Below are 23375 nucleotides of genomic sequence, written 5' to 3'. Positions count from 1 at the left end.
TAGCGATCAAAATACATATGTCTATACACTTGTACTTTAATGGTTTTCGCTATCATGGACATCCTTGACGCGTCGCCGATCCGCCCCACACCGTCCATGAGCACCACGATCACCGATTCCAGCCCGCCTGTCCCGGCCCTGCCGGTGGCCACGCATGGCACACCGGGCCGCAAGGCCGTGATCTCGCGTGACGACATCATCCAGGCGGCCCTCAAGCTGGTTGGCCCGCACCGCAGCGTCTCCACCCTGAGCCTGCGCGAAGTCGCCCGTGAAGCAGGCATCGCGCCCAACAGCTTCTACCGCCAGTTCCGCGACATGGACGAGCTGGCTGTCGCCCTGATCGACCTGGCCGGCCGCTCGCTGCGGCGCATCATCGGCGAGGCGCGCCATCGAGCCACAGGCGACCGCAGCGTGGTGCGGGGATCGATCGAGGCCTTCATGGAACAGCTGCGGGCAGACGACAAGATGCTGCACATCCTGCTGCGCGAAGGCACGGTGGGATCGCCCGCCTTCAAGGCCGCCGTCGAGCGCGAGCTGCATTTCTTCGAAGAAGAGCTCTGCGTGGACCTGATCCGCCTGGCCAAGGCCAATGGCACCGGCCTGTACGAGCCGGCCCTCACGGCCAAGGCCATCACACGGCTGGTGTTCGCCATGGGCGCCACGGCCATGGACCTGCCGCCCGACAAGCACGACGAGCTGACTCAGCAGTTGGCCCTGATGGTGCGCATGATCGTGATGGGCACGCAGTCGCTGGCGGCCAGCGACACGGTTCGGCTCTGATCAGAACCAGTGCGGGCGCCGCACCGGCAGGTCGATGCGCTCGGTCTCGCCGGGCACGTCGGCAAAGCGCCGGGCGTCCCAATCCTGCGCGGCCTGCACAACACGCTCCTTGCGGCTGGACACGAAGTTCCACCAGATGAAGCGCTCGCCCTCGAGCGGCTCGCCGCCGATCACCACGAAGCGCAGTTCGCCATCGGTGTCGTTGCGCACCTGCGCGGCGCCATCGATCACGGCCATGGTGTGCGGGGCCAGCGGCTCGCCATTCACCGTGAGCGGGCGGTCCACGCCATAGACCGCCATCTCGGGCGCCAGCGCCGGCAGGTCCAGCGTGCGGCCGGGCTCCAGGCGGATGTCCAGGTAGAGCGTGTCGGAGGCCGGCTTCACCGGCGAGGTCGCGCCCCAGGCACTGCCCACCAGCACACGCACATGGGCCCCGTCCAGCGGTACCTCGGGAATCTGTTCGGCACCGGTGTGCGCGAAGCTGGGTTCTGACTCTTCCAGTGCGGCGGGTACGGCCACCCACAACTGCAGGCCGTGCGAGGTACGCGGTGCGCTGCGCAGGTCATCGGGCGTGCGCTCGGAGTGCACGATGCCGTGGCCCGCATTCATCCAGTTGATGGCCCCCGGCTCGATGCGCTGCACCGAACCCAGGCTGTCACGGTGCATCATCGCGCCCTCGAACAGGTAGGTCACCGTGGCCAGGCCGATGTGCGGGTGCGGACGCACATCGGTGTTGGCCTCCGGGAGGTGCGTCACGGGCCCGAAGTGGTCGAAGAAGATGAAGGGGCCGACACGCTGGCGCTTGCCCGAGGGCAGCAGGCGGTGCACGATGAAGCCACCGCCCAGGTCGGACTCATGGCCGGACAGCAGCAGGGTGTCGGGATCGCTCATGGGGCCACCTCGGTGCCGGGCGGGTTGTCGTCGAGCACGGTGCTGATCTCGGTGGTCACCGCGGTCATCAGCTTGTGCACCGGGCATTTGGAGGCCACGTTGAGCAGCTCCTGGCGCTGCGCATCCGTCAGTTCACCGCCCAGGCGCAGGGTGGTCGACAGGCGGTAGATGCCCTGACGTTCCTGGCTGGCATCGCGCGATACAGTCACCTCGAGGTCCTGCAGCGGCAGGCCCTTGCGGCGCGCATACCAGATCACCGTCAGCGCTTTGCAGGCACCCAGTGACGAGTCGTACAGATCATGAGGATCCGGGCCACTGCTTTCACCGCCCGCTGCCACGTCCATGTCGGTGGGCACAAGGTGATCACGCACATGGATGATGTGGCGCATCAGGGCGCCAGGGTCTTTGCGCACGGAGATGTGCATGCAGGCCTCTCAAAGTGGGGACAACGATGCGAGCATCATCGCCCAAATCAGGCCGGCACGCCTCTGCCTTCAGGCAGAGGAATTGAGATATCGGGACAAGGGCGCGCTGCTGTCAGCGTACCGCGCCAGGCCAGTCTCGCGCGGGTTCGCCGTCGTAGACCACCCCATCGCACGGGGTCGGGAAAACGGCGCCAGGCGGCTTGTCCAGTGCCTCCAGATAACAAGGCTGCATGCCCCCCACGAACGCCGGGAAATGCATCATCCCGTACTCGCGCGGGGTGAAGCCGAAGTCGGCGCCGAAAGCCGAGGTCAGCGCCCCGAAGTTCATGCGCAATGGCTTGCCCTGGGCCTGCAGCGCCCGGTCCACCTCGAAGCACAGGCGCACGTGCGGGCCATCGGCCAGGCCCAGCTCGCGGGCCAGGGCCATGGTGGGTGCGATGCGCTCATCGTCCGAAGCCAGCGGGCGGCCATAGCCAGCCAGGCGCTTGCCGGCGCGCAGATGCTCGTCGATGGCCTGCTCCACCGTGGCGCCGGCCAGCATGCGCTGGTGCGCCCAACGGAAAAAGGCCAGCGCGCGGTACTCGTTGCGGCGGCCGTAGATGGTGGCCTCGGACACGGCCTGTGCCGCGCTGATGGCCAGGTTGGGCGTGCTGCGCGTGGTGCCCGCCAGAGCGGCCACGCGGTTGTTCCAGATGCGCGCATCGGGGTAGCTGGTCCACACCCACATGGTCTCGATCACCCGGGCCTGGTCCCGCGTGATGCGCCGGCCCGTGATGCCGAAGGCGCACAGCTCGACCCACGTCAGGTTGCGCACGGTCGGGTCCTGGTGCAGGTCATGGCCCCGGAACACGGCTCGGCTACCAGGAAAAGCGCCGCCGACGCGCGTGCGCAGCACGCCCACATGGGCCTGCAGGGGATGAGGATGGCTCATGGCAGGGTCTCCAGGGTCTGGCCACGCCGCGCAGGGTCGTCTTCCAGATCAAGGGGGTAGAAGGGAAAACGCTTGTAGCTGTTGCCTTCCTGTTCCAGCACGTGCGCGGCCGCACCAGGCAGGCGCAGCAAGAGGAACAGCATCTCCGCCTGCGCGGGTTCGAAGCCAAGGTCGGCCAGGGCCGCCGCAGCCACGCCGGTCATGGCCAGCGGCGAGCGAGCGGCCTCTTCCAGCAGCAGGCGGTGGGACTGCAGCCAGGCCAGTCGCGGCCCCTGGCTGTCACGGGCCAGGGCATCGAGTGCCTGCTGCACGATCAAGGGCGTGGACACGCCATGCACATCGAAGCCCGGCGTGTGCTCGGGCGTGGGCCAGACATCGTCGCCGTTGTCGGGCCTGGCGGCGATGCGCTCGCGCCAGGCGGGCAGATCACAGCCACAATCGCGCCAGTCCCGCACGGCCAGGAACACCTCGCGCGCGCCGCCGACCTGCCCGGCACCCACGGCCAGCGCGGCCATCAGGCTGGACGCCGCCGTCGAGCCCCCGATGCCGCCCCCCATGGCCGCATGCACGGCCGGATCACGCGGCCCGGCATTGGCCAAGGCCACGGCCAACATGTCCATCACGCGCGCCTGCCAAGGCTGCGGCGCCTCCCCACGGAACAGCAGGTAGACCATCTCCGCCCAGCCCGCGCGACCCAGCATCGCGCCGTACACGTCATAGCCATGGCAGCGCGCGGTGCGCGTGGCGAAAGGGTTGTCGGCCTCTGGCGTTTCCTGCCAGATGCGGGTGTGGATAGGTGACACGCTCATGGTGGTGCGCCTCAGTCCTGGATGCTGTCCAGCGTCTGCATGCGCAGGCTCATTGGCGGCACTTCCTCACCGTCGATGCGCACGTCCAGCAGCGTGGGGCCCTGGCGCTTGAGGATGGTGTCCATGTCCAGCGCCGCGAAATCCTCCGGCGATTCGATCACGTGGCCTGCAATGCCCATGGCCGCAGCCATGGCCGCATAGTTGATCTGGGGCAGCTCGAAGGCCACCTGCTCGGCACCGGCCAGCCGCTGGCCGTGCTTGACCATGCCCAGCGCGGAGTCATTGAGGATCACGAAGACGACGTTCAGGCCCTCTTGCGCGGCCACGGTGATCTCCTGGCCGTTCATCAGATAACTGCCATCACCCGTGATGCACACCACCGGGCAATCGGGTTTGCCGCGTGCGATGCCCACGGCCGCCCCGATGGCCCAACCCATCGGCGCGAAATCCATCAGCACACGCAGCCAGCCGGCGTGGTCCTGACGGCGCTCGCCGCGGCGCTGAGGCTGCGGGGCCAAGGCGGCCGGCAAGGCCTGCGCGCCCACGGTATCGCCATCGACGGATGCCGCCGAGGCCACAGGAACCAGGCCCATGCGCCGGTTGCGCAGTTCCAGATAGTGGATGGCCCAGGCCGTGCTGTTGCCGGCATCGGCCACGAAGCGCGTGGTGGGCGGGAAACGCCGTGACAGCTCCGTCATCAAGCGTTGCGGCTTGATGGGCGTGTCATTCGAATGCACCTTCTCAGGCTCGGCCAGGTGCACCTTGTCGGCCGCGTTGGCCGCGAAGCGCACGCGCCCCACGTCAGCGCCAGCCCAGGGCAGGCCCAGCGAGGCCTGCTCGATGTGCATCATGTCGAGCAACCGCTCGAACACGGTGCGGATGCGGCCGCGCACATGCTGGCGCGCCATCGGAGAGCGCAGCAGGTGCTCGTCCGCCGCATCGATGTGCACCAGGCGCTGGTTGAGCACGCTGTCGCTCCACGCGCCGCTGGTCCATTCGCCCAGGCTGGTGCCGATGGCCAGCACCAGGTCCACGCCATCGCGCAGCGCCTTATGCGCAGACATGTGGCCAGCAAAGCCGAACACGCCACGGTACAGCGGATGGTGCGGTTGCACCAGCCCCTTGGCATCGGGCGTGGTCACGAAACTGGAATCGGTCAGCTCGCAGAAATGCATCAGTGCGTCGATCGCTTCCCCGCAACCCCCACCGATGATCAGCACGGTCTTGCGGCTGTCCTGCACCAGCTTGAACAGGCTGCGCACCGCGTCCTCATCGATCATCGACGGCTTGACCAGCAGGCCCTTGAGCCCCTCGGGCGACAAGCGCTGCTCGATCTGCGTGCGCAGCAGATCGACCGGGATGGACAGGTGCACCGGCCCATGCGGCAACTGCGATGCCCGCATCAGTGCGTTGACAAGCTTGTTTTCCAGCTGATCCGCATGCGAGACCAGCGTGCTGTAGCGGGTGCAGTGGCGGAACATGCCCACCGTGTTGACACCGGTGCAGGCAGATTCCTGCAGTGCGCGCTTGCCGAACAATGGCAGCGAGGGCTGTCCCGTGATGGCCAGAAGCGGCACGCCGTTGTCGTAGGCGCAGGCCACGCCTGTGAGCAGGTTGGTAGCGCCAGGGCCCGAGGTGGCCACGCACACCCCCAGGCGACCGGTTTCGCGGGCATAGCCATCGGCCATGAAGGCGGCGCCCGCCTCATGCCTCGCCAGCACAGGGCGGGGTCCGCCGCGGCGCATGCTCACGGCCAGGGCGTTGTACAGGGGTTCGATCGCACCGCCGGGCACACCGAACACATATTCGACGCCGATGGCCTCCAGGTAGGACACGATGAGTGTGGCCGCCTCCACGGTGTCCGCGTTGGGATTGGGCTGAGGAGAAAAACCTCCCAGTGCTACTGCTGCTGCCAATGAGTTCACGATGCTTCACGCCCTATCACAGCCGCGCAAACAAACAACACAACATGCGGCCTTCCATGTAACAAAATGATGCCTGCGTACTGTTTGCGCGTCATCCCCCTTCTCGTGGGTGTGAGGCCCCGGATACGGGGGGAAGCCCAAAGACTCGCTAAGCTATGGGGATATGCAAGCAAGGGCGCAGGATGGAGGAGTCCGTGGTGGTAGCGTGCAGAGCGTTCTGGGTGGCCCTGCGACTGGTGGTGCTGGGAATCTGGACGTTTCAATGGCCGGCCGTGCAGGCCGGGCCCGATGACGCCGCGCGGTCCATAGCGGTGGTTTACCCTGATATCGGGGAGCCCTTCCGCAGCGTCTTTACAACAATCCTTGATGGTGTCGAGGACAAGGCCAAGGGCCGTGTCTTCAATTACGCCGTGAGCGCCAACGCCAGTACCGCCGAACTGGCCGCTGAGTTGCGCAAGCGGGACATCCGCGCCGTGATTGCACTGGGCCGCAATGGCATGCGCGTGACCTCCAGCCTGGACCGCTCGATCGGCGTGATCGCCGGTGGCGTTCTGTCCGTCCCCGAATCCGAAGCCCAGGGCATTGCGGTGCACAGCCTGGCGCCCGACCCCGCCCTGTTGTTTGCGCGGCTCAAAAGCCTGGTGCCAAACGCCCGCCGCGTGCTGGTCGTCTACGACCCGCGCCAGAACGGCTGGCTGATCAAGCTGGCACGCGAAGCCGCCAAGGCGCAAGGCCTGGAACTGATCGCCCAGGAAGCCGACGATCTCAAGGCCGCGGTGCGCCAATACCAGGATCTGCTGTCCTCGGCAGATCCACGGCGCGATGCCCTGTGGCTGCCGCAAGATTCCATCACCGTGGACGAATCGGCCGTGCTGCCCCTGGTGCTGCGCGAAGCCTGGAACCAGAGCCTGCCCCTGTTCTCCAGCAGCGTGGCCCACGTCAAACGTGGCGCCCTGTTCTCGCTCTACCCCGACAACACCGAACTGGGTCGGGCCCTGGCCGGCACGGCCCTGGGCTACGCCAGCTCGGGGAGCTATGCCTCCCGGGGGCTGCACCCCCTCAAGGATGTCCTGTTGGCCGTGAACACGCGCACCGCCAGCCACCTGGGCATCAACCTCACGGCGTCTCCGCAACGCTTCAACCTGGTCTTCCCGGAGCCTTGAGATGACGAGTCACAGCACGCACACCACAGTGCCCGCCGAGGACCGCCGCGCGACGGGCCTTCTGCACCGCATGACCTTCCAGCGCCAGCTCAGCATCGCCGTGGCCGTCGGCGTGGTGCTGCTGGCCCTGTTCTCATCCATTGCCAGCGCCTGGCAGGGCAGCCGCCAGATCCGCGACACCCTGATGCGCCAGGGCGCGCACATCGCCACCAGCCTGGCCACGCAGAGCACGCTGGCCTTGCTGTACGCGTCCAGCGACAACGCCTCCGATGCGGTGAACGCCGCCCTCACCTTTCCGGACGTGCTTCGCGTGGAGATCCGCAAGGCGGACGGCGGTGCGCTGCTGGTGCGCGGCACCGCCGGCAAGGACAGCAGCGCGGGCAACCTGCCGCTGCCCCAGCTGCATCAGCGAGAAGCCTTCCTGGAAGCAGAAACCGACGAGACCTGGCGCTTCGTGGCACCCGTGTGGACCAAGCCGGCCGACACCCCCTTCGAGGTGGTGGCCCCCACCGAAGAGTTCCTGGGCTATGTGCGCGTGGTGCACAGCAAGGCCACGCTGGTGCGAATGATGGCCGACATCTTCATCGTCAACCTGACCTGCGCCTTTTTCTTCGCCGGGCTGTTCCTGGTGGCGATCCGATATCTCAGCCGCCGCATCTCACGTCCGCTGAATGTGCTGTCGGCGGCCATGGCCCGTGCCGAACGCGGTGAGGCCCACGTGCGCGCGGTGGTCGACGGCCCGCAGGACATCGAACACATGGCACAGGCCTTCAACCGCATGATCGCCGTGCTGCAGGAGCGCGGCGACGAGTTGCAGCGCCACCGCGACCATCTCGAAGACCTGGTGCGCGAGCGCACTGGCGAGCTGCGCACCGCCAAGGACCGCGCCGAGATCGCCAACCAGGCCAAGAGCGCCTTCCTGGCCCGCATGAGCCATGAACTGCGCACACCGCTCAACGCCATCATGGGCTACGCCCAGCTGCTCAAGATGGACAAGAGCCTCAATGACAGGCAGATGCAGGGTCTCAAGACCATCCACGGCAGTGGCGAGCACCTGCTGCTGCTGATCGTCGACATCCTGGATCTGTCTCAGATCGAGGCCGGCAAGACCGAGCTGCATCCCGCGCCAGTGGCCGTGCCCACCTTTCTGCAGGACCTGTCGGACATCATCCGCATCAAGGCTGAAGAAAAAGGCCTGCAGTTCGTGCTGGACTGCGGCGAAGGCGTGCCGAACACCATCGAGGTCGACGAGAAGCGCTTGCGCCAGGTGCTGCTCAACCTGCTGAGCAATGCCGTGAAGTTCACGGCCCAAGGGCTGGTCAGCCTGAGCGTGCGGCGCATGGACACTCAGGCGCAGGGGTCCACAGCCACGCTGCGCTTCGAGGTCCACGACACCGGCGTGGGCATCCCCAAGGGCGAGCAGGACCGCGTGTTCGAGCCTTTCGAGCAGGCCGGCGATGCGCGCAGCCGGGCGGCCGGCACCGGCCTGGGCCTGGCCATCGTGCGTCAGCTGGTGCGGCTGATGGGCGGTGAAGTGCAGGTAGACAGCCGCGTCGACGCGGGCAGCCTGTTCTGGTTCGAGCTGCAGGTGCACTGCCCTGCGGGCGACACGCTGGTACCGCCTCTGCCAGCACCCACGGCACCGGACACCGAAATGAATGCCTACGAGGGCCGCCGCCGCACCATCCTGATCGTGGACGACGTGGACATCAACCGCACGATGCTGGTGGACATTCTTCGCCCACTTGGTTTCGACACGGCGGAAGCCGCCGACGGCCAGCAAGCCCTGGACCGCATTGCCGAAGCCCTGCCCGATCTGGTGTTGATGGACCTGGCCATGCCGGTGATGGACGGTCTGCAAGCCACCCGCGCACTGAGGGCCCAGGAATCAACGAGCACGCTGCCGATCATCGCCCTGTCGGCCAACGCCTCGAACGCAGACCGTGACGAGGCACTGGCCGCGGGCGCGAATGTGTTCATTGCCAAGCCGTTCGAGCGCACGGAACTGCTGCGACATCTGGGACAACGTCTCGGCCTGCACTGGACGTCGCTGCCCAGCGCAGCCTGATCAAGAGAGAGCGCCGCACGCTGCGGTGCGGCTTAGAACTTGTAGCTGGCCTGAGCGTAAATCGATCGCCCGGGCATCGGGAAATCGTAAGGCAGGTACACCTGCCCATTGCCCAGCGCTTCATAAGGCGAAGGCTCTCGCACATCCTTGTCGAGCAGGTTGCGCACGGACACCGCGAAACTCCAGGCGCTGCTGCCCCGGTCCGTCTTGAGTGTCAGGTCGACCGTCTCGTAACCGGCCAGATCGGCCCGGGGATCACCAGCCACACGCATGCGCTTGCTGATCCAGTTGACTTGTGAATGCAGCGACCAGCCAGGGATGAAACGCCAGTCGGCGCGGGCATACACGTGGTGGTGCGGCGAGTTGCCGGCATCCTGGTCCGTGGCCTCATCGACGGAATGCTGATACGCATAGTTGCCTGACAGGCGCAGCGTCTTGCTGTACTCCCACTCGGCCTCGAACTCGACGCCACGGCCATTCTGGTGGCCGGTGTTCTCATAAGCGAAGTTGACCAGCCGGATGATGTCGCTCATCTCGTACTGGAAAACGTTCATGCCCAACTGCAGGCGGCTCAGCGGTTGCCATGTCAGGGCGGCCTCCAGCGTGCGGATACGCTCGGGCTTCAGGTTGGCATTGCCGCGCACCACCGGGTTGTTGATGGCATAGAGCTCTGACATCGATGGCGCCCGGAAGGCCGTACCGTACATGAGCTTGCCAGTGACGTTGTACGCTGCGTCCCAGACCAGCGCCAGCCGCGGATTGGTGGTGCTGCCGAAGTCGGAATAGCGGTCGTGGCGGATGCCGGCCGTCAGGGTCCAGTCGGCGGCCAGGCTCCACTCGTCCTGCGCATAGACATAACGCTTGTAGCGCCCCTGCGGCTCCATGAACGGGGCAGTTCGAGACACGTCCGTCACGTCGGCCCAGGAGCCGGTGCCGATGGGCAGGTAGGTCTTGGCCGCGTCGTCATAGTAGAAGTTCTTGGTTTCGCGGGTACGGTAGACCTCTTCCTTTTCCCAGCCTATCCCCAGGCGAATGCGGTGATCCTCGAAACCGGTGTAGGTGGCCGACGCGTTCAAACGGCCATGGCGCTCCCACTTGTCGGGATTGCCGATCAAGCCATCGGCAAAGACGGGTCCGGAAAAAGCGAGTCTCGTGCCTGCAGGAAACAGCACGGCATCTGTGAATTCCTTGTAGTGCATCAGACTGCCTTGCAGCGACACAGCCCAATTCTGCGCGAAGCTCTTGTCCTCGTACGACAGATCGGCGCTGACATTCTGGCTGTAAGACTTGCCAGAAGGGTCCAGCGCAGACGCCACCCCTGTACCCGAGCCCAGATCCCGCTCGCGGTAATCAAAGTGCAGGCGCCACTTGTCCAGGCTCAGGTCCAGCATGCCATCCACGAAATCGCGATCGTTGTTGACCGCCCCCGGCGCCAACGAGGCCGTCGTGCCCACCAGGGCGTCCCAGGCTGTCTGCGCGTCTGCCCGCACGGTACGGCGCGCACCGTCGGTGGTGCCTGCACGCAGGTAAGCCGCCACATCGATGCCGCCCCACTTGCCACCATGCAGCATCCAGCCGTCTTTGGTGTTGAAGGAGCCGGCCCGAACACCCACTTGGGTGCCATCGATCTCTGCAGCCGACTTGGTGATGATGTTGATCACACCGGAAAATGCATCCGCACCATAGAGTGCAGAACCCGGGCCGCGGATCACTTCGACGCGTGCAATGTTCTCCACCGGCATGCCACCCCAGCCCGAACCGCGATTGCCGGTGTAGGTGACCGTGATCGGCACGCCGTTGATCAGCATCAGTACCTGAGGATTGAAGCCGATGTTGATGCCGCGAACCACATAGATCGGCGCGTACACCTGCGTGGAGCGGGCCACATGCAGGCCCGGCACCGTCTCGAGGATGTCGTCGAGGTCCGTGGCGCCGATGGCGGCAATATCTTCGGTGGTGATGACGGTGGCCACGGCAGGCGCGCGGGTGACCGGCACGCGTGAACCCGTGGCGATGCTGACGAAGGACTTGTCCCCGTAGGACATCGCCAGTTCGTCCTCATCGGAGGATTGGGCCAGGGCCGGCAGGCTCACCAGCCCGAGGGCGGACAGCATCAAGGCCAATCGTTTGGCCGAACCACACCATGTGCCCTCGAAGTGCCTGGATCGGGTCATATTGATAGCTTCCATCGTCACGAAGGGCGGGGACGTCGACCCGTCCATCACCGCCCCTACAGCCGCAAGGATCCACGGCAATATAACGCCTTTGTCCCAAATTGGAACAGTCTGCCCCGATGCGGGGCGCGTAACAACCGGGAGTGTTGTCAAGCCACCAAAACAGGGCTTGCCGGCCACGTGGCACGCCCTGTTCTGGAAAGCAAAAAGGCCCCGCCGGGCTTGCCGTGCGGGGCCAATCGAGGCGGAGGATGCGTGAAGGCCGGGCAGCTCAGGCGCCGCAAGACACGATCTTGAACTCGACGCGCCGGTCCAGCGCATCCCGCGCGTCGTCGGTGGCGCTGCCCACGATGTTCTCGCGGAAGCCCACGCCCAGAGCCTTGGTTCGGCGTGCCAGTTCCGTCGATTCGGCGTCGAGACGTTGTTTGACGTAGATCGCGCGCTGGAGAGACAGGTTCTCGTTGGCCTGGTCCGAGCCGGTCTTGCTGGTATGGCCCACGATGTTCATGCACACCTTGGCCGCAGCCGACTCCCGAGCGATCTGCCGGATCCACATGCCGTAGGCACCGCTGATGCGCTGGTCGGACCAGAATTCCGTGCCGCCCGGGTTGAACAGGAACTTCACGCTCAGGAAGTTGTTGGCCACGCCGAAGGCCACCAGGCGCGAGAAGGCCTTCTCGGCCTCGGCCGTGCGCCCCAGCTTGACGTTGGACATGTAGATGCCGTTGAGCACGCGCAGCTGTTCGCCGGCCGGCGTGGACAGGGCGTTCTGGTACTGGGCCAGCGCATCACGGTAACGCTCGCCGTTGTACAGGTTGGTCGCGTCATTGACCAGGGCCGAGGTGGCGATGCGCTCCAGGTAGACGCGATCAGCAGGCTGGCCCGGCGCGGTGGCCGTGGTGCGGATGTAGCCTTCGATGACCTTGTCCTTCACCAGCACGGGGCTGTCGCGGTAGTAGGGTGTCGGGTTGGTGTCCAGGCCCTCGTCACGCGAGATGGCCGAGGCCTGCGCCACGACCTTGCCGCTGCGCAGTTCGGTCAGCGCCAGGTTCAGCCTGAAGGACTTCTTGCTGCGGCTGCCGGGAATGCGGTTCATGGTGCCGGTCAGCAAGTATTGCGCTTTCTGCAGATTCGGCCCCTGGAAAGGCAGGATCTCGAACAGCTCGTACTTGCTGGTCATCTGCGAGGTGACGCGCTGCTCGAGCAGGCGGGTGACACCGGTCTGCTGGCCCGAGTCCGCGTCGATCATGTTGTCGAGCACCACACCGCGCTTGCTGATCTTGGTTTCCAGCTTGGTCAGGAAGGCCGGGAGCTGCTGCGTCTGGGCCACCAGGCCGTCGGTGGCCTGCACCACGGCCTGCTCAAAAGGCAGTTCATTGTCGATGGCTGTGGCCTGCGGGGCGGCGCAGCCGCCCAGCACCAGGGCGGAAGCGGCCGTGAGCACGGCGGCCAGGCTGCCAAGCCAGCGGGATCCCAGGGTGGTTTTGTTCATCATCTGCACTCCGTTTTGAGGAACGAGGTTTCACTCGCGGTCAGGGGTTCGAGGGACGCCTTCTGGAGCAGGTCGCTGCAGCGCGAGGCCCTGTCACCGCCAGGGGGAGACGGCCGGACGGGTGGGGCCAGTACCGGCGGCTGGGCCGTCGGTGCCTCGGTCACGGCAACCGGCGTGGTGGCGCTGCGCTGCGCGGGCCGAGGTGTCGGCGCGGGTACTGGCTTGGGAGCTGCCGCAGTCTCGGTGGGTGCGACAGCGGCCGCGGTGGGCTGTGGGGTGACCACGGCCGGTTCGGCTGGTGTGGCCTGGGGCGGGGACACTGGCGGTGTCTGCGTCGTGGCAGCAGGTGTCGCCCCAGAAGCCGCCACGGCATCTGGCGCCCGGGGGCTGACTTCAGCTGGGGCCGGGGTTGGCAAGGACGACGAGCCAGTCGCCGCCGGCTTGAACACCAGCCATGCCACCACTGCGGCCACTGCGATCAGCAAGCCGCCCAGCCACAGGCCGAGTGGGCGCCCTGTGCGGGCGGTCGGCGGCGTCACCACGGCGGAAGGCTCGGCCGTGGCAGGCCAGGGCCGCGTCGCGGCCTCGGGTGGCACGGTGCTGGGTGAAGTGACAGAACCAGCCCGGGTCACGGGGGCCTTGGCCACGGTCGTGGGATGCGCTGGCGTGACGGGCTGCGGTCGGCCCTTGGCAGGGAGCACCGAGCTGGGCGCGATCCCCACGGCCCCAGGCAACTCTGCACCCGTCGTGGCGCCAGGCCCCGAAGCCTCGGGGGCACCCAAGCGGGCCGCGAGCTGTTCCATGTCCTGCGGGCGATCCACGGGCCTGACCGCCAGGGCACCATCAACCGCCTGCAAAAAGGCGTCGCTGTACTGCCCCGCGGCCAATTGGGCCATGGGCACCATGGTGTCCTGCACCAGGCGGGTGGTGGCCGACACGGGCACCTTGCCGGTGATGGCATAGCGCACCACGCCGCCCAGGGCGTACACATCGGTCCAGGGGCCCTGGGTGAGCGCCGGCACCTCGCCGTACTGCTCAATGGGGGCATAGCCCGGCTTGAGCACCACGGTCAGCGTCTGGTTCAGGTCGCCGATGACCTTGCGCGCCGCACCGAAGTCCAGCAGCATCGGGCCGGTCTCGGTCAGCAGGATGTTGTCCGGGGCGATGTCGCGGTGCAGGCAGCTGGCCTTGTGCAGCAGGGCCAGGGCCTCCATCAGCGGCGTGAGCACCTGGTCACGCAGCCAGGCCTCGCTGGGCGCGCAAGGCATCTCGGCCAGGGCGGCCTTCAGCGTGGGGCCCACCACATAGGGCATGACCATGTAGGCCGTGCCATTGCCTTCCCAGAACCGGTACACCTTGACCAGGGCCCGATGGTCGAACTGGGCCAGCAGGCGGGCCTCGTTGATGAAGCTCTTGAGTCCGGCCGCGAAGGTGTCGCGGTGGCGCTCGGATTTGATCGTCACCTCCAGGCCCATGCGCGAGCGCCCGGCCAGGGACGATGGCATGTATTCCTTCAAGGCCACCTGGCGCTGCAGGAAGTGGTCATAGGCCAGGTAGACGATGCCGAAGCCGCCTTCGCCGATGACGCTCAGGATCTCGTACTCGCCCAGGCGCAGGCCTTCCGGCAGGCTGTCGCCGATGTACATGGACGAGGTCACGAAATCGCTGTTCAGGCCACTGCTGGGGCCGGTGCGGATCGTCGTGGCGCCGTCGTCGTCTTCGTGAGGGCGGGGTGGGCTCATGGGGGGCTGGGGAATGCCACCCGGCGCCCGGGAGCGGATCCCTGAACGAGCGGGTCGCGGAACATCCAGGCAAGCCCGACAAGGCGCGCCGTGATGAATTGTGACGGATTCTATGCGCCGCACCCCGCCCCGCCAATCCGCCACAAAGGGGGGACGCCCAGCCCCGCCCAGGCAATCAGGTGGTATCGGCCTGCCTGGCGATGGCTGCCCGCAGGTGACGCTCGATCATGGCATTGACCTGATCAGGGTGGGTCAGCGGTCCCATGTGGCCGGCGTCGACCCAGTGGGTGTCCGCGTGGGGCCACACCCCTGCGAGGGCCTCGATCACCCGGTGGGCGCACAACGGGCTGTGGCGCCCACCGATCAGGGTGGCCGGCACGCCGGGATGGACATGGTCCTGCGGGGTCAGAGGGTCACCGAACAGTCCCTGGAAATCCAGGGCCACCTTGGGCAGCAGGCTAGCGAACTGCGCGCGCCGGGCCGGCGGCAGTTGTTCGAAGTAGCTTGGGCCGTTCCAAAAATCCAGGAAGCGGCCGGTGCTCTCCAGCCGGTCGGCAGGCTGGTGCGTGGCAGCCAGGCGGGCCACGGCCCGCACCTCGGCCAGGTCGGCGGCGAATGCCGGGGCCACCAGGTGGAAGGCGGTCGGCTCGTACAGCGCGAGGCTGCGCACGCTCGATGGCCGCGCATGGGCCACCCGCAGCGCCACCCCGCCGCCATAGGAATGGCCGACCAGGTGCCAGGGCGTACCAGCCGGCAATCGCTCATCCAGGAGCGACAGCACGCGCTGGGCCTCGTCGGCCAGGCCAAAGGCCGGGTGCAGCGGCGCCTCTGGCGCATCGCCGTACCCATACAGGTCGATGGCCAGCACGCGCCACTCGGGTTCGAGGCGTTCACACAAGGCCCGCCACTGCGTTTTCGAGGCCATTGAACTGTGCAGCAGAACCACCACGGGGCCTTGGCCCGCGTCGGTCAGGGCACTGGACATGGCTGTTGCGTTGGGAGACAAGGCAGTGAAGGTCATCGAGAACACGGGCGCGGGCACCAAGGCAAAGCGCGGTCAAAAGGCGAATGTTGTCCGACCTGGGTGGCGCTGTCGTGAGGCATGTGTCCCGGCACGCACACACGCAGTCGCACCTTGCGTGCTCAAGCCGGGATGGATGTCCCGGGATCCTCTTGACCCAATCCCGCACGGTGGGCCAGCACCACCGCTTCAGCCCGCTTGTGCACACCCAGCTTGGCGTAGATGCGCGACACGTGGTTGCGCACTGTCTTCTCGCTCAGCGCCAGCGCGCTTGCCAAGGCCGCGTTGTCGTGCCCCTGGGCCAGCAGCGCCAGCAGCCCCCGTTCGCGCGGGGTGAGCGTGGCAAAGGCTTCGGCCCACGCCGGGGCGGGCACCGAAGGCAGGAACCCGCGCACCGCCTGCAGCCACGCCGGCCAGGCGGGCTCTGAATCGAGCAGCAGGTGATTCGGGCTGTTCAGCGGCACGAAACGCGCCTGCGCCATCGCCCCGGCCAGCAGGCGCCCCTCTTCGAAAGGCACGCGGGCATCGTGGTCCGCGTGCAGCACCAGTACGGGGCAACGCACCAGTGGCAGCAGTGGGGTCACGTCGATCTGGTCGGACACGCGCATCATGCGCGCCGCATTGGCGGGTGAGGTGGACAACTGCTGCAACTCGTTGAACCAGGCCTGCTGCTCGGGTGTGCCCTGGGGGATGAACTGCGTGGTGAAGAACTGGCGGAAGGCCAGGTCCGGGCGGCCCCAGCCGATCTCGGCCAGGCGGGCCAGCAACTCGGCTTCTTCCCGCGCCAGGGCCGAAGGCTGGCGGTGCAGGCGGCCCCGGGCATAACCACCGTGCAAGACCAGGTGGCTGACGCGTTCAGGGTGGCGTGCCGCATAGGCGATGGCGATGGAGGCGCCAAGCGAGATGCCCAGCAGTGGAAAGCGTTTCAAGCCCAGGTGGTCGACCACCGTCTCCAGGTCGGCCACCCAATCGTCAAACACCATGGAGGGCACATCCCAATCGGACAGGCCGCAGCCGCGCTGGTCGTAGCGCACCAGCCGATGGTGCTGCATCAGGCTGCGCAACAGGGAACTCCACACCGGGCTGCCCAGATCACGCTCCAGGTGGCTGATCCAGTTGGCAGCCTTGACGAGGGGCGGGCCATCCCCGCCGCTGGCAAAGGCCAGGCGAACGCCGTCATGGGCCGTGCAGAAGCGGATCTGCTGCGCACTCACACCCAGGGCCCCATCAGGATGTGGCAGGCGGCAACAGCTGCTGCACCTCGGTGATGAACCGGGCGAAATCCAGCGGCTTGGCCCAGTAGGCCCGCGCACCACTGCTCAGGGCTGCTTCGACACTGTCCGCCGAGGTGCTGCCCGACAGCATCACCACGCACAGGCCACGGGTGCGCGGGTCGGCCCGCAGCATGGCCAGTACTTCCAGGCCATCCAGATCCGGCAGGTTGACATCGAGCAGCACCAGGGTCGGCTGCAACTCGGCCGCCAACTCCAGCCCCTCACGCCCTGTGACCACGTGCCGGAACACCACCCCGGGCCAGCGCCCGAGCAACTGCTGCACGATCACGGCATTGACAGGGTCGTCTTCGATGCACAGCACCACCCCGCCCCGGGCCTGGCTGGGATCGCTCAGCGACACCGGCGGCAAGGCTGGCACGGACGGGGCATCGGGTTCGGCCTGTCCGGCAGGCCTGGGCAGGTGGATGCGCACCACCGTGCCCGCGCCCACCGTGCTGTGCACCTCCAGGTGCCCCTCCATCAGGTCCACGAGCTGTTTGGTCAAGGCCATGCCGATGCCGGTGCCCTCGATGTTACCGTGCTCGCGCCCCAGGCGGTTGAAGGGCTCGAAGAGCTGTCCGAGTTGCCCGGGGGTCATGCCGATGCCCGTGTCTTCCACCTGGATGCACACCTCGCCCGCTTTCACGCCAGGGCGCACATCGATGTGCACCGAACCACCGTGCTGGTTGTACTTCACCGCATTACCGATGACGTTGAGCATCACCTGGCGCAAGCGCACCGGATCGCCGATCACCTGCCGATCGGGGCCCCCCCGGTAGTCGGCTGCCAAGCTCACGGCATGGCGCTCGGCCAGGGACTGCACCAGCGGCAGAGCCTCGTCGAGCAGGCCCTGCAGGGACAGGGGCACGCTCTCGACATTGAGCTTGCCGGCCTCGATGCGGGACACGTCGAGCACATCGTTGATCAAGGCCAGCAGGTGCCAGCCGGCCTGGCGGATCAGGTCCACCTGGCCGCGCTGGCGGTCCGACAAGGGCTCGCGCTTGTCGGCCTGCAGCAACTGAGAAAAACCCAGGATCGCATTGAGCGGCGTGCGCAACTCATGGCTCATGCGCGACAGAAAATCGGTCTTCGCACGGCTTGCGGCCTCCGCGGCCAGGCGCGCCTGCAGGGCCTTCTCGGCCTCCAGCTCGCCGCTGATGTCGCGCACAGCCGCCATCAGCATCAGGCGCCCGCCCTCGCCACTGCGCGATATCGAGGCCTCGATCGGGAACTCCACGCCATCGGCGCGCAAGGCTGTCAGGCGGCGTGCCCGTGTGGTGGGGCCGCCTGAATGGAAATCAGCGCCGGGTGCCACGGCCTGCAGGGCCATGTGGCGGGCCGGCTGGTCATCGCTGGCGAAGGCCGCCATGAAGCCGGCATGCCGGTGGCGCAGGCGCTCCGGGATGAAGCGTTCCACGGTCTGGCCCATGGCCTGCTCGGCAGACACACCGAACAGGCGCTCGGCCGCGTTGTTGAAGATCACCACGCGCAGGTCGCCGTCCACCACCACGATCGCATCCATCGCCGTTTCGACCAGGCCGGCCAGACGCGCCGCGCTGTCGCGCAGGGCCCGCTCCATGGTCTTGCGTTCGGTGATGTCGACGGTGATCGTGAGGATGCACTCGCGCCCCGTGAACTCGATGCGCTCGGCGTGGAAGAGCACATCCCGCCACTGCCCGGTGCGCATGCACACACGGGTCTCGACATCGCGCACCGCGCCCAAGGATTCAACCTGGACATCCAGCCGGGACAGCTCTTGCGGACTGAGTCCCACGCCCAGACTCTGCCAGCGCCGGCCCACCATCTGGGGGCGGCTCAGACCGTGGAATTCGCAGGTCGCTTCGTTGACCTCGAGGATCTGTCCGTCGTCCAGCGCATGGATGGCTGCGGGCAGAGGCATGGCGCCAAAGACCCGCTGGAACCTCGCGTAGCCGGCCTCCACGGCCTGCACGGCACGTTGGCGGGACGCCTCGCGGTCCGCATTGTCCAGGGCAAAGGACAGATCGCTCACCATCTCGTCCAGCAAGGCCACCACGGGTTCGTCGAACACGCCTGGCTCGCCGGCGTAGAGCACCAGCAAGGCAGACACCTGTCCGCCATGGCGAATCGGCAGCGCCGCGAGCGCCCTCAGTTCGGGGGCACCCGATGCACTCTCACCACCTGGTGCTCTCTGGCCAGCGCCCGCCTCCGTCTGCAGGTCATTGCACACCACCACGCGTCCATCGAAGAGCATGGGTACGGGCGACAGGTCCGGACCTGCGAGCAGGCCGGGCAGGCCCTGCGGCGGTACAGACGGTGCCTGCCCTGAAGACGCCGCCAGGCTCACCCGGGCGTCATCGAGTTCCCACACGCCAGCCATCAGGGCATGCCCGGTCTCCACGCAGATGCGGCAGATTTCGGCATTCAGCGATTCGGCCCCACGCTGGCGCACGATGAAGCGGTTGGACCGCGACACGGCTTCGTAGAAGCGCGCCTGCCGCAGGGTGCGGGCCTCTTCGGCCCTCAGGCGCTGCAGCAGCAGGTGCTGCTCTTCGAACAGCCGGCGCAGGGACTCGCGCATGTGCTCCAGCCGCTCGCCCAGGCGCCCGATCTCGTCGTTGTGCCGACGCTCCAGGCGCGTCTGGAAGCGGCCCTCGGCCAGGTCGTCGGCGAAGGCGCCCAGCGCACGCAAAGGCCTGGCGATGCGCGAATGCAGCAGCACCAGGATCAAAGCCAGGGACACCAGCACCTGCAAACCCACCATCAGGGCATAGAACAGGCGCTGCTGGCGCAGACCGGCCTGCAGCAGGCGATCATCCATCGCCAGCCGGACATGCCCGATCAGCTTGTCCCGGAAATGGATGTCATGCTGGCTCTCGATCACCTGGGCGTGTTTGGCCGCCGGTCGGGACACGTCGACCAGCACGCCCCGCGCATCGGCATCGGTCACCACCACCCTGACCACCTCCGGCGACTTCATCATCGCCTGCACCACGTCGGCCATGGCGGTGTCATCGAAGGTCCAGATCAGGTAGGGCAGGCTGGTGGACAGCACCTCCAGCCGCGAGGCCAGGTCCTGCACCTGCTGCTGGCGCGCCTGCTCCGGCGCACGCACCCCCACCATGAAGCCACCGATCAGCGCGGCAGGCACCCCCAACCCCAGGAACACGGCCAGGGCCAGCACGGCGAACAGCGACCGACGCCCCCCGCGTTGAAACCATGCCATCGCTGTGGCCTGCCCGCCTTGTCCGCTCACTGCACACCCAGCCGACGCCTGAAAGCCTGCACCATGGTCTGGTAACGACCATCGCGCTTGAACTCGCGCAGGCCACGCTCGAACACCCCGGACAGGCGCTGCCCATCGGGGTGCACCTTGGAAAAGGCCAGCCAGAAACCGTCCACGGAAACCTTGCCCACGCGCTTGACTTTGCCTTTGAAGACCGGATCGCCGGCGATGCGGAGCATCCCGGGCATGCGGTTGAGCAGGATGTAGTCGACGCGCCCAGCCACCAGCATCTTGAGCAGTTGATGGTCGGAGGACGCACCGTAGCGCGTGATGAGCGGGTCGGTCATCACCTCGGTCGAATAGGTGTAGCCCACCGTGTAGCCCACGCTGCGCCCCCGCAGGTCGGCCGGCCCGATCTCGCGGGCGGGCGCATCGGCGCGGGCGAAGATGGACAACTCTTCTTCCAGCATGGGGGTGGCAGGCCAGATGTGATCGCCCTGGTTGGCTGCGGTCATGCCCACGTTGAAGCAGGCCACCACACGCCCCCTGGTGGTGTAGGCCAGGCAACGCGCAAAAGGCACGACAATGAACTCGACCTTGATGCCCTGAGAGGCGAACACCTCCCGCACCAGGTCGACCGCGAAACCTTCCGGCCGACGCTCGGGGCCGACCGCCGAAGAATAAGGCGGCCAATCGTCTTCGGCAGCGACACGGATGGTCTCGGCGCCAGCCAGGCCAGACAGCGCCAGAGCCATCCAGGCCAGCAGGCACGCAACAATTCGCATTTACAGGCCCCCAACGACAGACCGGCGAGACAACAGCAGGGGCCGCCGACCGTACCGCACCGTCCGGCGGCAGGAGACAACCAACGCCCAGCATACCAGCCGGCCCCGCCTTGGCCTCTCCGTGGATACACGGCCCGGGACAAGCGATGCGGCAAGGTTCCGCAAAACAGGTCTTGTGTGTAGACTGGTTCGATGGACTCAAACGCTTCAGCCCGGGCAGACCTGCTCGCTTCGCTGGACCTGCTGGACAGCCCCTCGGAAGAGGTCTTCGACCGCATCACGCGCTTGCTGGCCCGGGTGCTGGACGTGCCCATCGCGCTGGTGAGCCTGCTGGACACCGACCGGCAGTGGTTCAAGTCGCGTGTCGGGCTGGATGTCTCCGAAACGCCACTGGCTGTGTCCTTCTGCGCCCACGCAGCCGAAGCCGATGCCCCCCTGGTGGTGCACAACGCCCTCGAAGACGCCCGCTTCGCCCAGAACCCTTTGGTGCTCGGCGCGCCCAACATCCGCTTCTATGCAGGCGTGCCCATCCACTCCAGCGACGGTGTTCCCCTGGGCACCCTGTGCGCCATCGGCCGCCGGCCCCGCACACTGCAGCCCGACGAGTTGCAGGTGCTGCACGACCTGGGGCAGATGGTCGAGCGCGAACTGGCCTACCGTGAAACCTCGCGCACGGCCCGGCAGGCCATGCACCACAGCGACGAACTGGTGCGCGAGAGCCAGTTCCGCATGCGGGTGACCTTCGAGCAGGCCGCGGTGGGCATCGCCCTGGTCGAACCCGATGGCCACTGGCAGCGCGTGAACCGACGCCTGTGCGACATCGTCGGCTACACCGAGCATGAGCTGATGCGCCTGACCTTCCAGGACATCACGCACCCGGCCGACCTGCAAAGCGACCTGCACATGGTGCAGCGGTTGCTGGACAACGAGATCCCGCACTACAGCCTCGAGAAGCGCTACATCCGCAAAGATGGACACACCGTGTGGGTCAACCTGACCGTGGCCCTGATCCGCAAGCCGAACGGCGCGCCGAACTACTTCATCACCATCATCGAGGACATCCAGGGACGCAAGGACACCGAAGACGCCCTGGCTGCCCTGCGCCAGCAACTGGAGCAGCGTGTGCACGAGCGCACCCTCGAGCTGCAGCAGGCCCATGACCGCCTGGCCGTTGCACTGCACCAGGGCGAACTGGCGGCACGTTCGCTGGCCACGCGGGAGGCCGAGCTGGTGGCCATCATCCGCAACGCCCCCGACGCCTACATCAGCATGGATGAAAGCGGGCGTGTCACCGAATGGAATCGGCAGGCCGAAGAGATGCTGGGATGGGAGCGCAGCGAGACGCTCGGGCAGGCGCTGGACAAGCTCATCATCCCCGAAGCGCTGCGCGAGGCCCACCAGCACGGGCTCAAGCGCTACCTCAGGACAGGGGTGGGCAAGGTGCTCAACCAGCGGGTGGAGCTCAGCGCATTGCGCCGCGACGGCACGGAGGTGCCGGTGGAGGTGCGCATCACGGCCCTGGTTTCCGACAGCGGCCGGATGTTCTGCGCGTTCATCACCGACATCACCGAGCGTAAGCGGCTGCAATCCTTCCTGCTGGCCCAGGCCCTGCGCGATCCGCTGACGGGCCTGCCCAACCGGCGCGCGCTGAACGACCGTCTGCCAGAAGCCATCGCGCGCGCCAAGCGCTCGGGCCAGGCCGTGGCCGTGCTCTTCATGGACCTCGATGGCTTCAAGTCCATCAACGACCGACTGGGCCACCAGCGCGGCGACACCTTGCTGCAGCAGTTCGCCGAGCGCGTGTCCACCTGCATCCGCCGCAGCGACACACTCGCGCGGCTGGCCGGCGACGAGTTCGTCGTGCTGCTCGAGGGCATGGCCGACCCGGACAACGACCCCATCAGCGTGGCCCGCAAGATCCTGGACAAGGCCTCGCAACCCTTCGACCTGGACGAGGGTGTGCAAGGGCACATCGGCGCCAGCATCGGCATCGCGGTCTACCGACGGGGCGATTCGGAAGATGCCGAACTGCTGCTGCAGGCGGCCGATGAGCGCATGTACCGCGCCAAGGCCGAAGGCAAGGGCCAGGCCTGGATGGTGGCAAGCGGGCTGCTGCCAGGGGCGGAAGAACCTTGATCTCCGGGGTACACGAGCTTCTGCACCCAATCTGACCACAGGTGTTTTCCCTGCCCCTCTCTTGCGGGTGAGACACGTCCGCCGGGCTTACTGGTGGATACAGTCAGGGACTGCCCCTCGACGAGAGCCCCATGCACACACCGCCTGCCAAGTCCCGCACCCTGCTGGGGCGCACGCCCACCGAGTGGCTGTCCAGCCTGCCGGTGTTCACCCTGCTGCTGCTCACGCTGATCATCGGCACTGGCGAGATGGTGCATGGCCAACTGCTGAAGTTCGGCGAATCGATGTTCGGCGACCAGAAGGCGCAGGTTCAGTACTTCATGCTCCGCGGCGAGGTCAGCAAACCCACCTGCACACCCACCACCGACATCGACGCGGAGGTGCAGCGGCAGATGAGCGCTCCCGCCACGAACGATGACATCGACAACCTGTTCGGCGAGACCCAGAAGGACCCGGAGGCGCTGCGCCGCTCGCTGGAAGAGTCCAACAAGATCTGCCAGTTCAAGCAGGACATGTACAACCGGATCCAGGCCCACCAGACGCCGCAGGTCAAG

The 23375-nt window shown here is 66.9% G+C and carries 16 protein-coding genes and 1 pseudogene; 5 read left to right on the top strand and 12 right to left on the bottom strand.

Annotated elements, in window-relative coordinates:
- Positions 1-54 precede the first annotated feature (54 nt).
- Positions 55-780: an HTH-type transcriptional repressor FabR gene (fabR, locus tag EIP75_RS10155; protein ID WP_199758550.1), complete on the top strand. Its 726-nt coding sequence runs from the start codon at positions 55-57 to the stop codon at positions 778-780.
- On the opposite strand, the gene EIP75_RS10150 is transcribed toward fabR, so the two are convergent.
- The 5 genes from EIP75_RS10150 to EIP75_RS10130 form a co-directional block, all read right to left on the bottom strand.
- Positions 781-1671: a pirin family protein gene (locus tag EIP75_RS10150; RefSeq protein ID WP_125243159.1), complete on the bottom strand. Its 891-nt coding sequence runs from the start codon at positions 1669-1671 to the stop codon at positions 781-783. It lies immediately after the preceding gene.
- Positions 1668-2096, bottom strand: coding sequence for an OsmC family protein (locus EIP75_RS10145; RefSeq protein WP_125243158.1), 429 nt, complete (start codon positions 2094-2096; stop codon positions 1668-1670). The genes EIP75_RS10150 and EIP75_RS10145 overlap by 4 nt, the downstream gene beginning before the upstream one ends.
- A 112-nt stretch (positions 2097-2208) precedes the next feature.
- A complete protein-coding gene (locus EIP75_RS10140; protein WP_125243157.1) occupies positions 2209-3027 on the bottom strand; it encodes a citrate synthase family protein in 819 nt (272 codons plus the stop codon).
- The gene (locus EIP75_RS10135; protein ID WP_125243156.1) at positions 3024-3836 is read right to left on the bottom strand and encodes a citrate synthase family protein; all 813 of its coding nucleotides are present in this window, start codon (positions 3834-3836) and stop codon (positions 3024-3026) included. Before EIP75_RS10135 ends, EIP75_RS10140 begins: the two co-directional genes overlap by 4 nt.
- An 11-nt stretch (positions 3837-3847) precedes the next feature.
- The gene (locus EIP75_RS10130; RefSeq protein ID WP_233584794.1) at positions 3848-5761 is read right to left on the bottom strand and encodes a thiamine pyrophosphate-binding protein; all 1914 of its coding nucleotides are present in this window, start codon (positions 5759-5761) and stop codon (positions 3848-3850) included.
- A 197-nt stretch (positions 5762-5958) separates the two neighbouring features.
- On the opposite strand from EIP75_RS10130, the gene EIP75_RS10125 reads away from it, so the two are divergent.
- Positions 5959-6924, top strand: coding sequence for an ABC transporter substrate-binding protein (locus tag EIP75_RS10125; protein WP_158622801.1), 966 nt, complete (start codon positions 5959-5961; stop codon positions 6922-6924).
- 1 nt (position 6925) lies between these two features.
- Positions 6926-8992: an ATP-binding protein gene (locus EIP75_RS10120; RefSeq protein WP_125243154.1), complete on the top strand. Its 2067-nt coding sequence runs from the start codon at positions 6926-6928 to the stop codon at positions 8990-8992.
- Positions 8993-9024: 32 nt separating this feature from the next.
- Here the strand turns inward: EIP75_RS10120 and EIP75_RS10115 are convergent, their stop codons facing one another.
- The 7 genes from EIP75_RS10115 to EIP75_RS10085 form a co-directional block, all read right to left on the bottom strand.
- Positions 9025-11106 (bottom strand): TonB-dependent receptor plug domain-containing protein, encoded by a 2082-nt coding sequence (locus EIP75_RS10115; RefSeq protein ID WP_125243153.1) that lies wholly within the window; start codon positions 11104-11106, stop codon positions 9025-9027.
- 331 nt (positions 11107-11437) lie between these two features.
- Entirely contained in the window at positions 11438-12661 is a 1224-nt protein-coding gene (locus tag EIP75_RS10110; RefSeq protein ID WP_233584793.1) for an OmpA family protein, read from the bottom strand.
- The gene (locus EIP75_RS10105) at positions 12658-14400 is read right to left on the bottom strand and encodes a serine/threonine protein kinase (protein WP_125243152.1); all 1743 of its coding nucleotides are present in this window, start codon (positions 14398-14400) and stop codon (positions 12658-12660) included. Before EIP75_RS10105 ends, EIP75_RS10110 begins: the two co-directional genes overlap by 4 nt.
- 175 nt (positions 14401-14575) lie before the next feature.
- Complete coding sequence (locus tag EIP75_RS10100) at positions 14576-15385, bottom strand: alpha/beta fold hydrolase (protein WP_158622800.1); 810 nt, start codon at positions 15383-15385, stop codon at positions 14576-14578.
- A gap of 158 nt (positions 15386-15543) precedes the next feature.
- On the bottom strand, positions 15544-16641 hold the full coding sequence (locus EIP75_RS10095; RefSeq protein WP_125243374.1) for an alpha/beta fold hydrolase: 1098 nt from the start codon (positions 16639-16641) through the stop codon (positions 15544-15546).
- 7 nt (positions 16642-16648) lie between these two features.
- Positions 16649-19900: a PAS domain S-box protein gene (locus tag EIP75_RS10090; protein WP_125243150.1), complete on the bottom strand. Its 3252-nt coding sequence runs from the start codon at positions 19898-19900 to the stop codon at positions 16649-16651.
- A 26-nt stretch (positions 19901-19926) separates the two neighbouring features.
- Entirely contained in the window at positions 19927-20685 is a 759-nt protein-coding gene (locus EIP75_RS10085; protein ID WP_125243149.1) for a substrate-binding periplasmic protein, read from the bottom strand.
- Positions 20686-20877: 192 nt separating this feature from the next.
- On the opposite strand from EIP75_RS10085, the gene EIP75_RS10080 reads away from it, so the two are divergent.
- Both EIP75_RS10080 and EIP75_RS10075 read left to right on the top strand, forming a co-directional pair.
- Positions 20878-22821: a PAS domain S-box protein gene (locus tag EIP75_RS10080; protein WP_125243148.1), complete on the top strand. Its 1944-nt coding sequence runs from the start codon at positions 20878-20880 to the stop codon at positions 22819-22821.
- A 131-nt stretch (positions 22822-22952) separates the two neighbouring features.
- Positions 22953-23375 (top strand): annotated as a pseudogene (locus EIP75_RS10075) (TRAP transporter large permease subunit); the annotation flags it as partial.

The organism is Aquabacterium soli, from assembly GCF_003933735.1.
Classification (GTDB): domain Bacteria; phylum Pseudomonadota; class Gammaproteobacteria; order Burkholderiales; family Burkholderiaceae_C; genus Aquabacterium; species Aquabacterium soli.
This window is presented reverse-complemented; position numbering and strand designations above follow the sequence as displayed.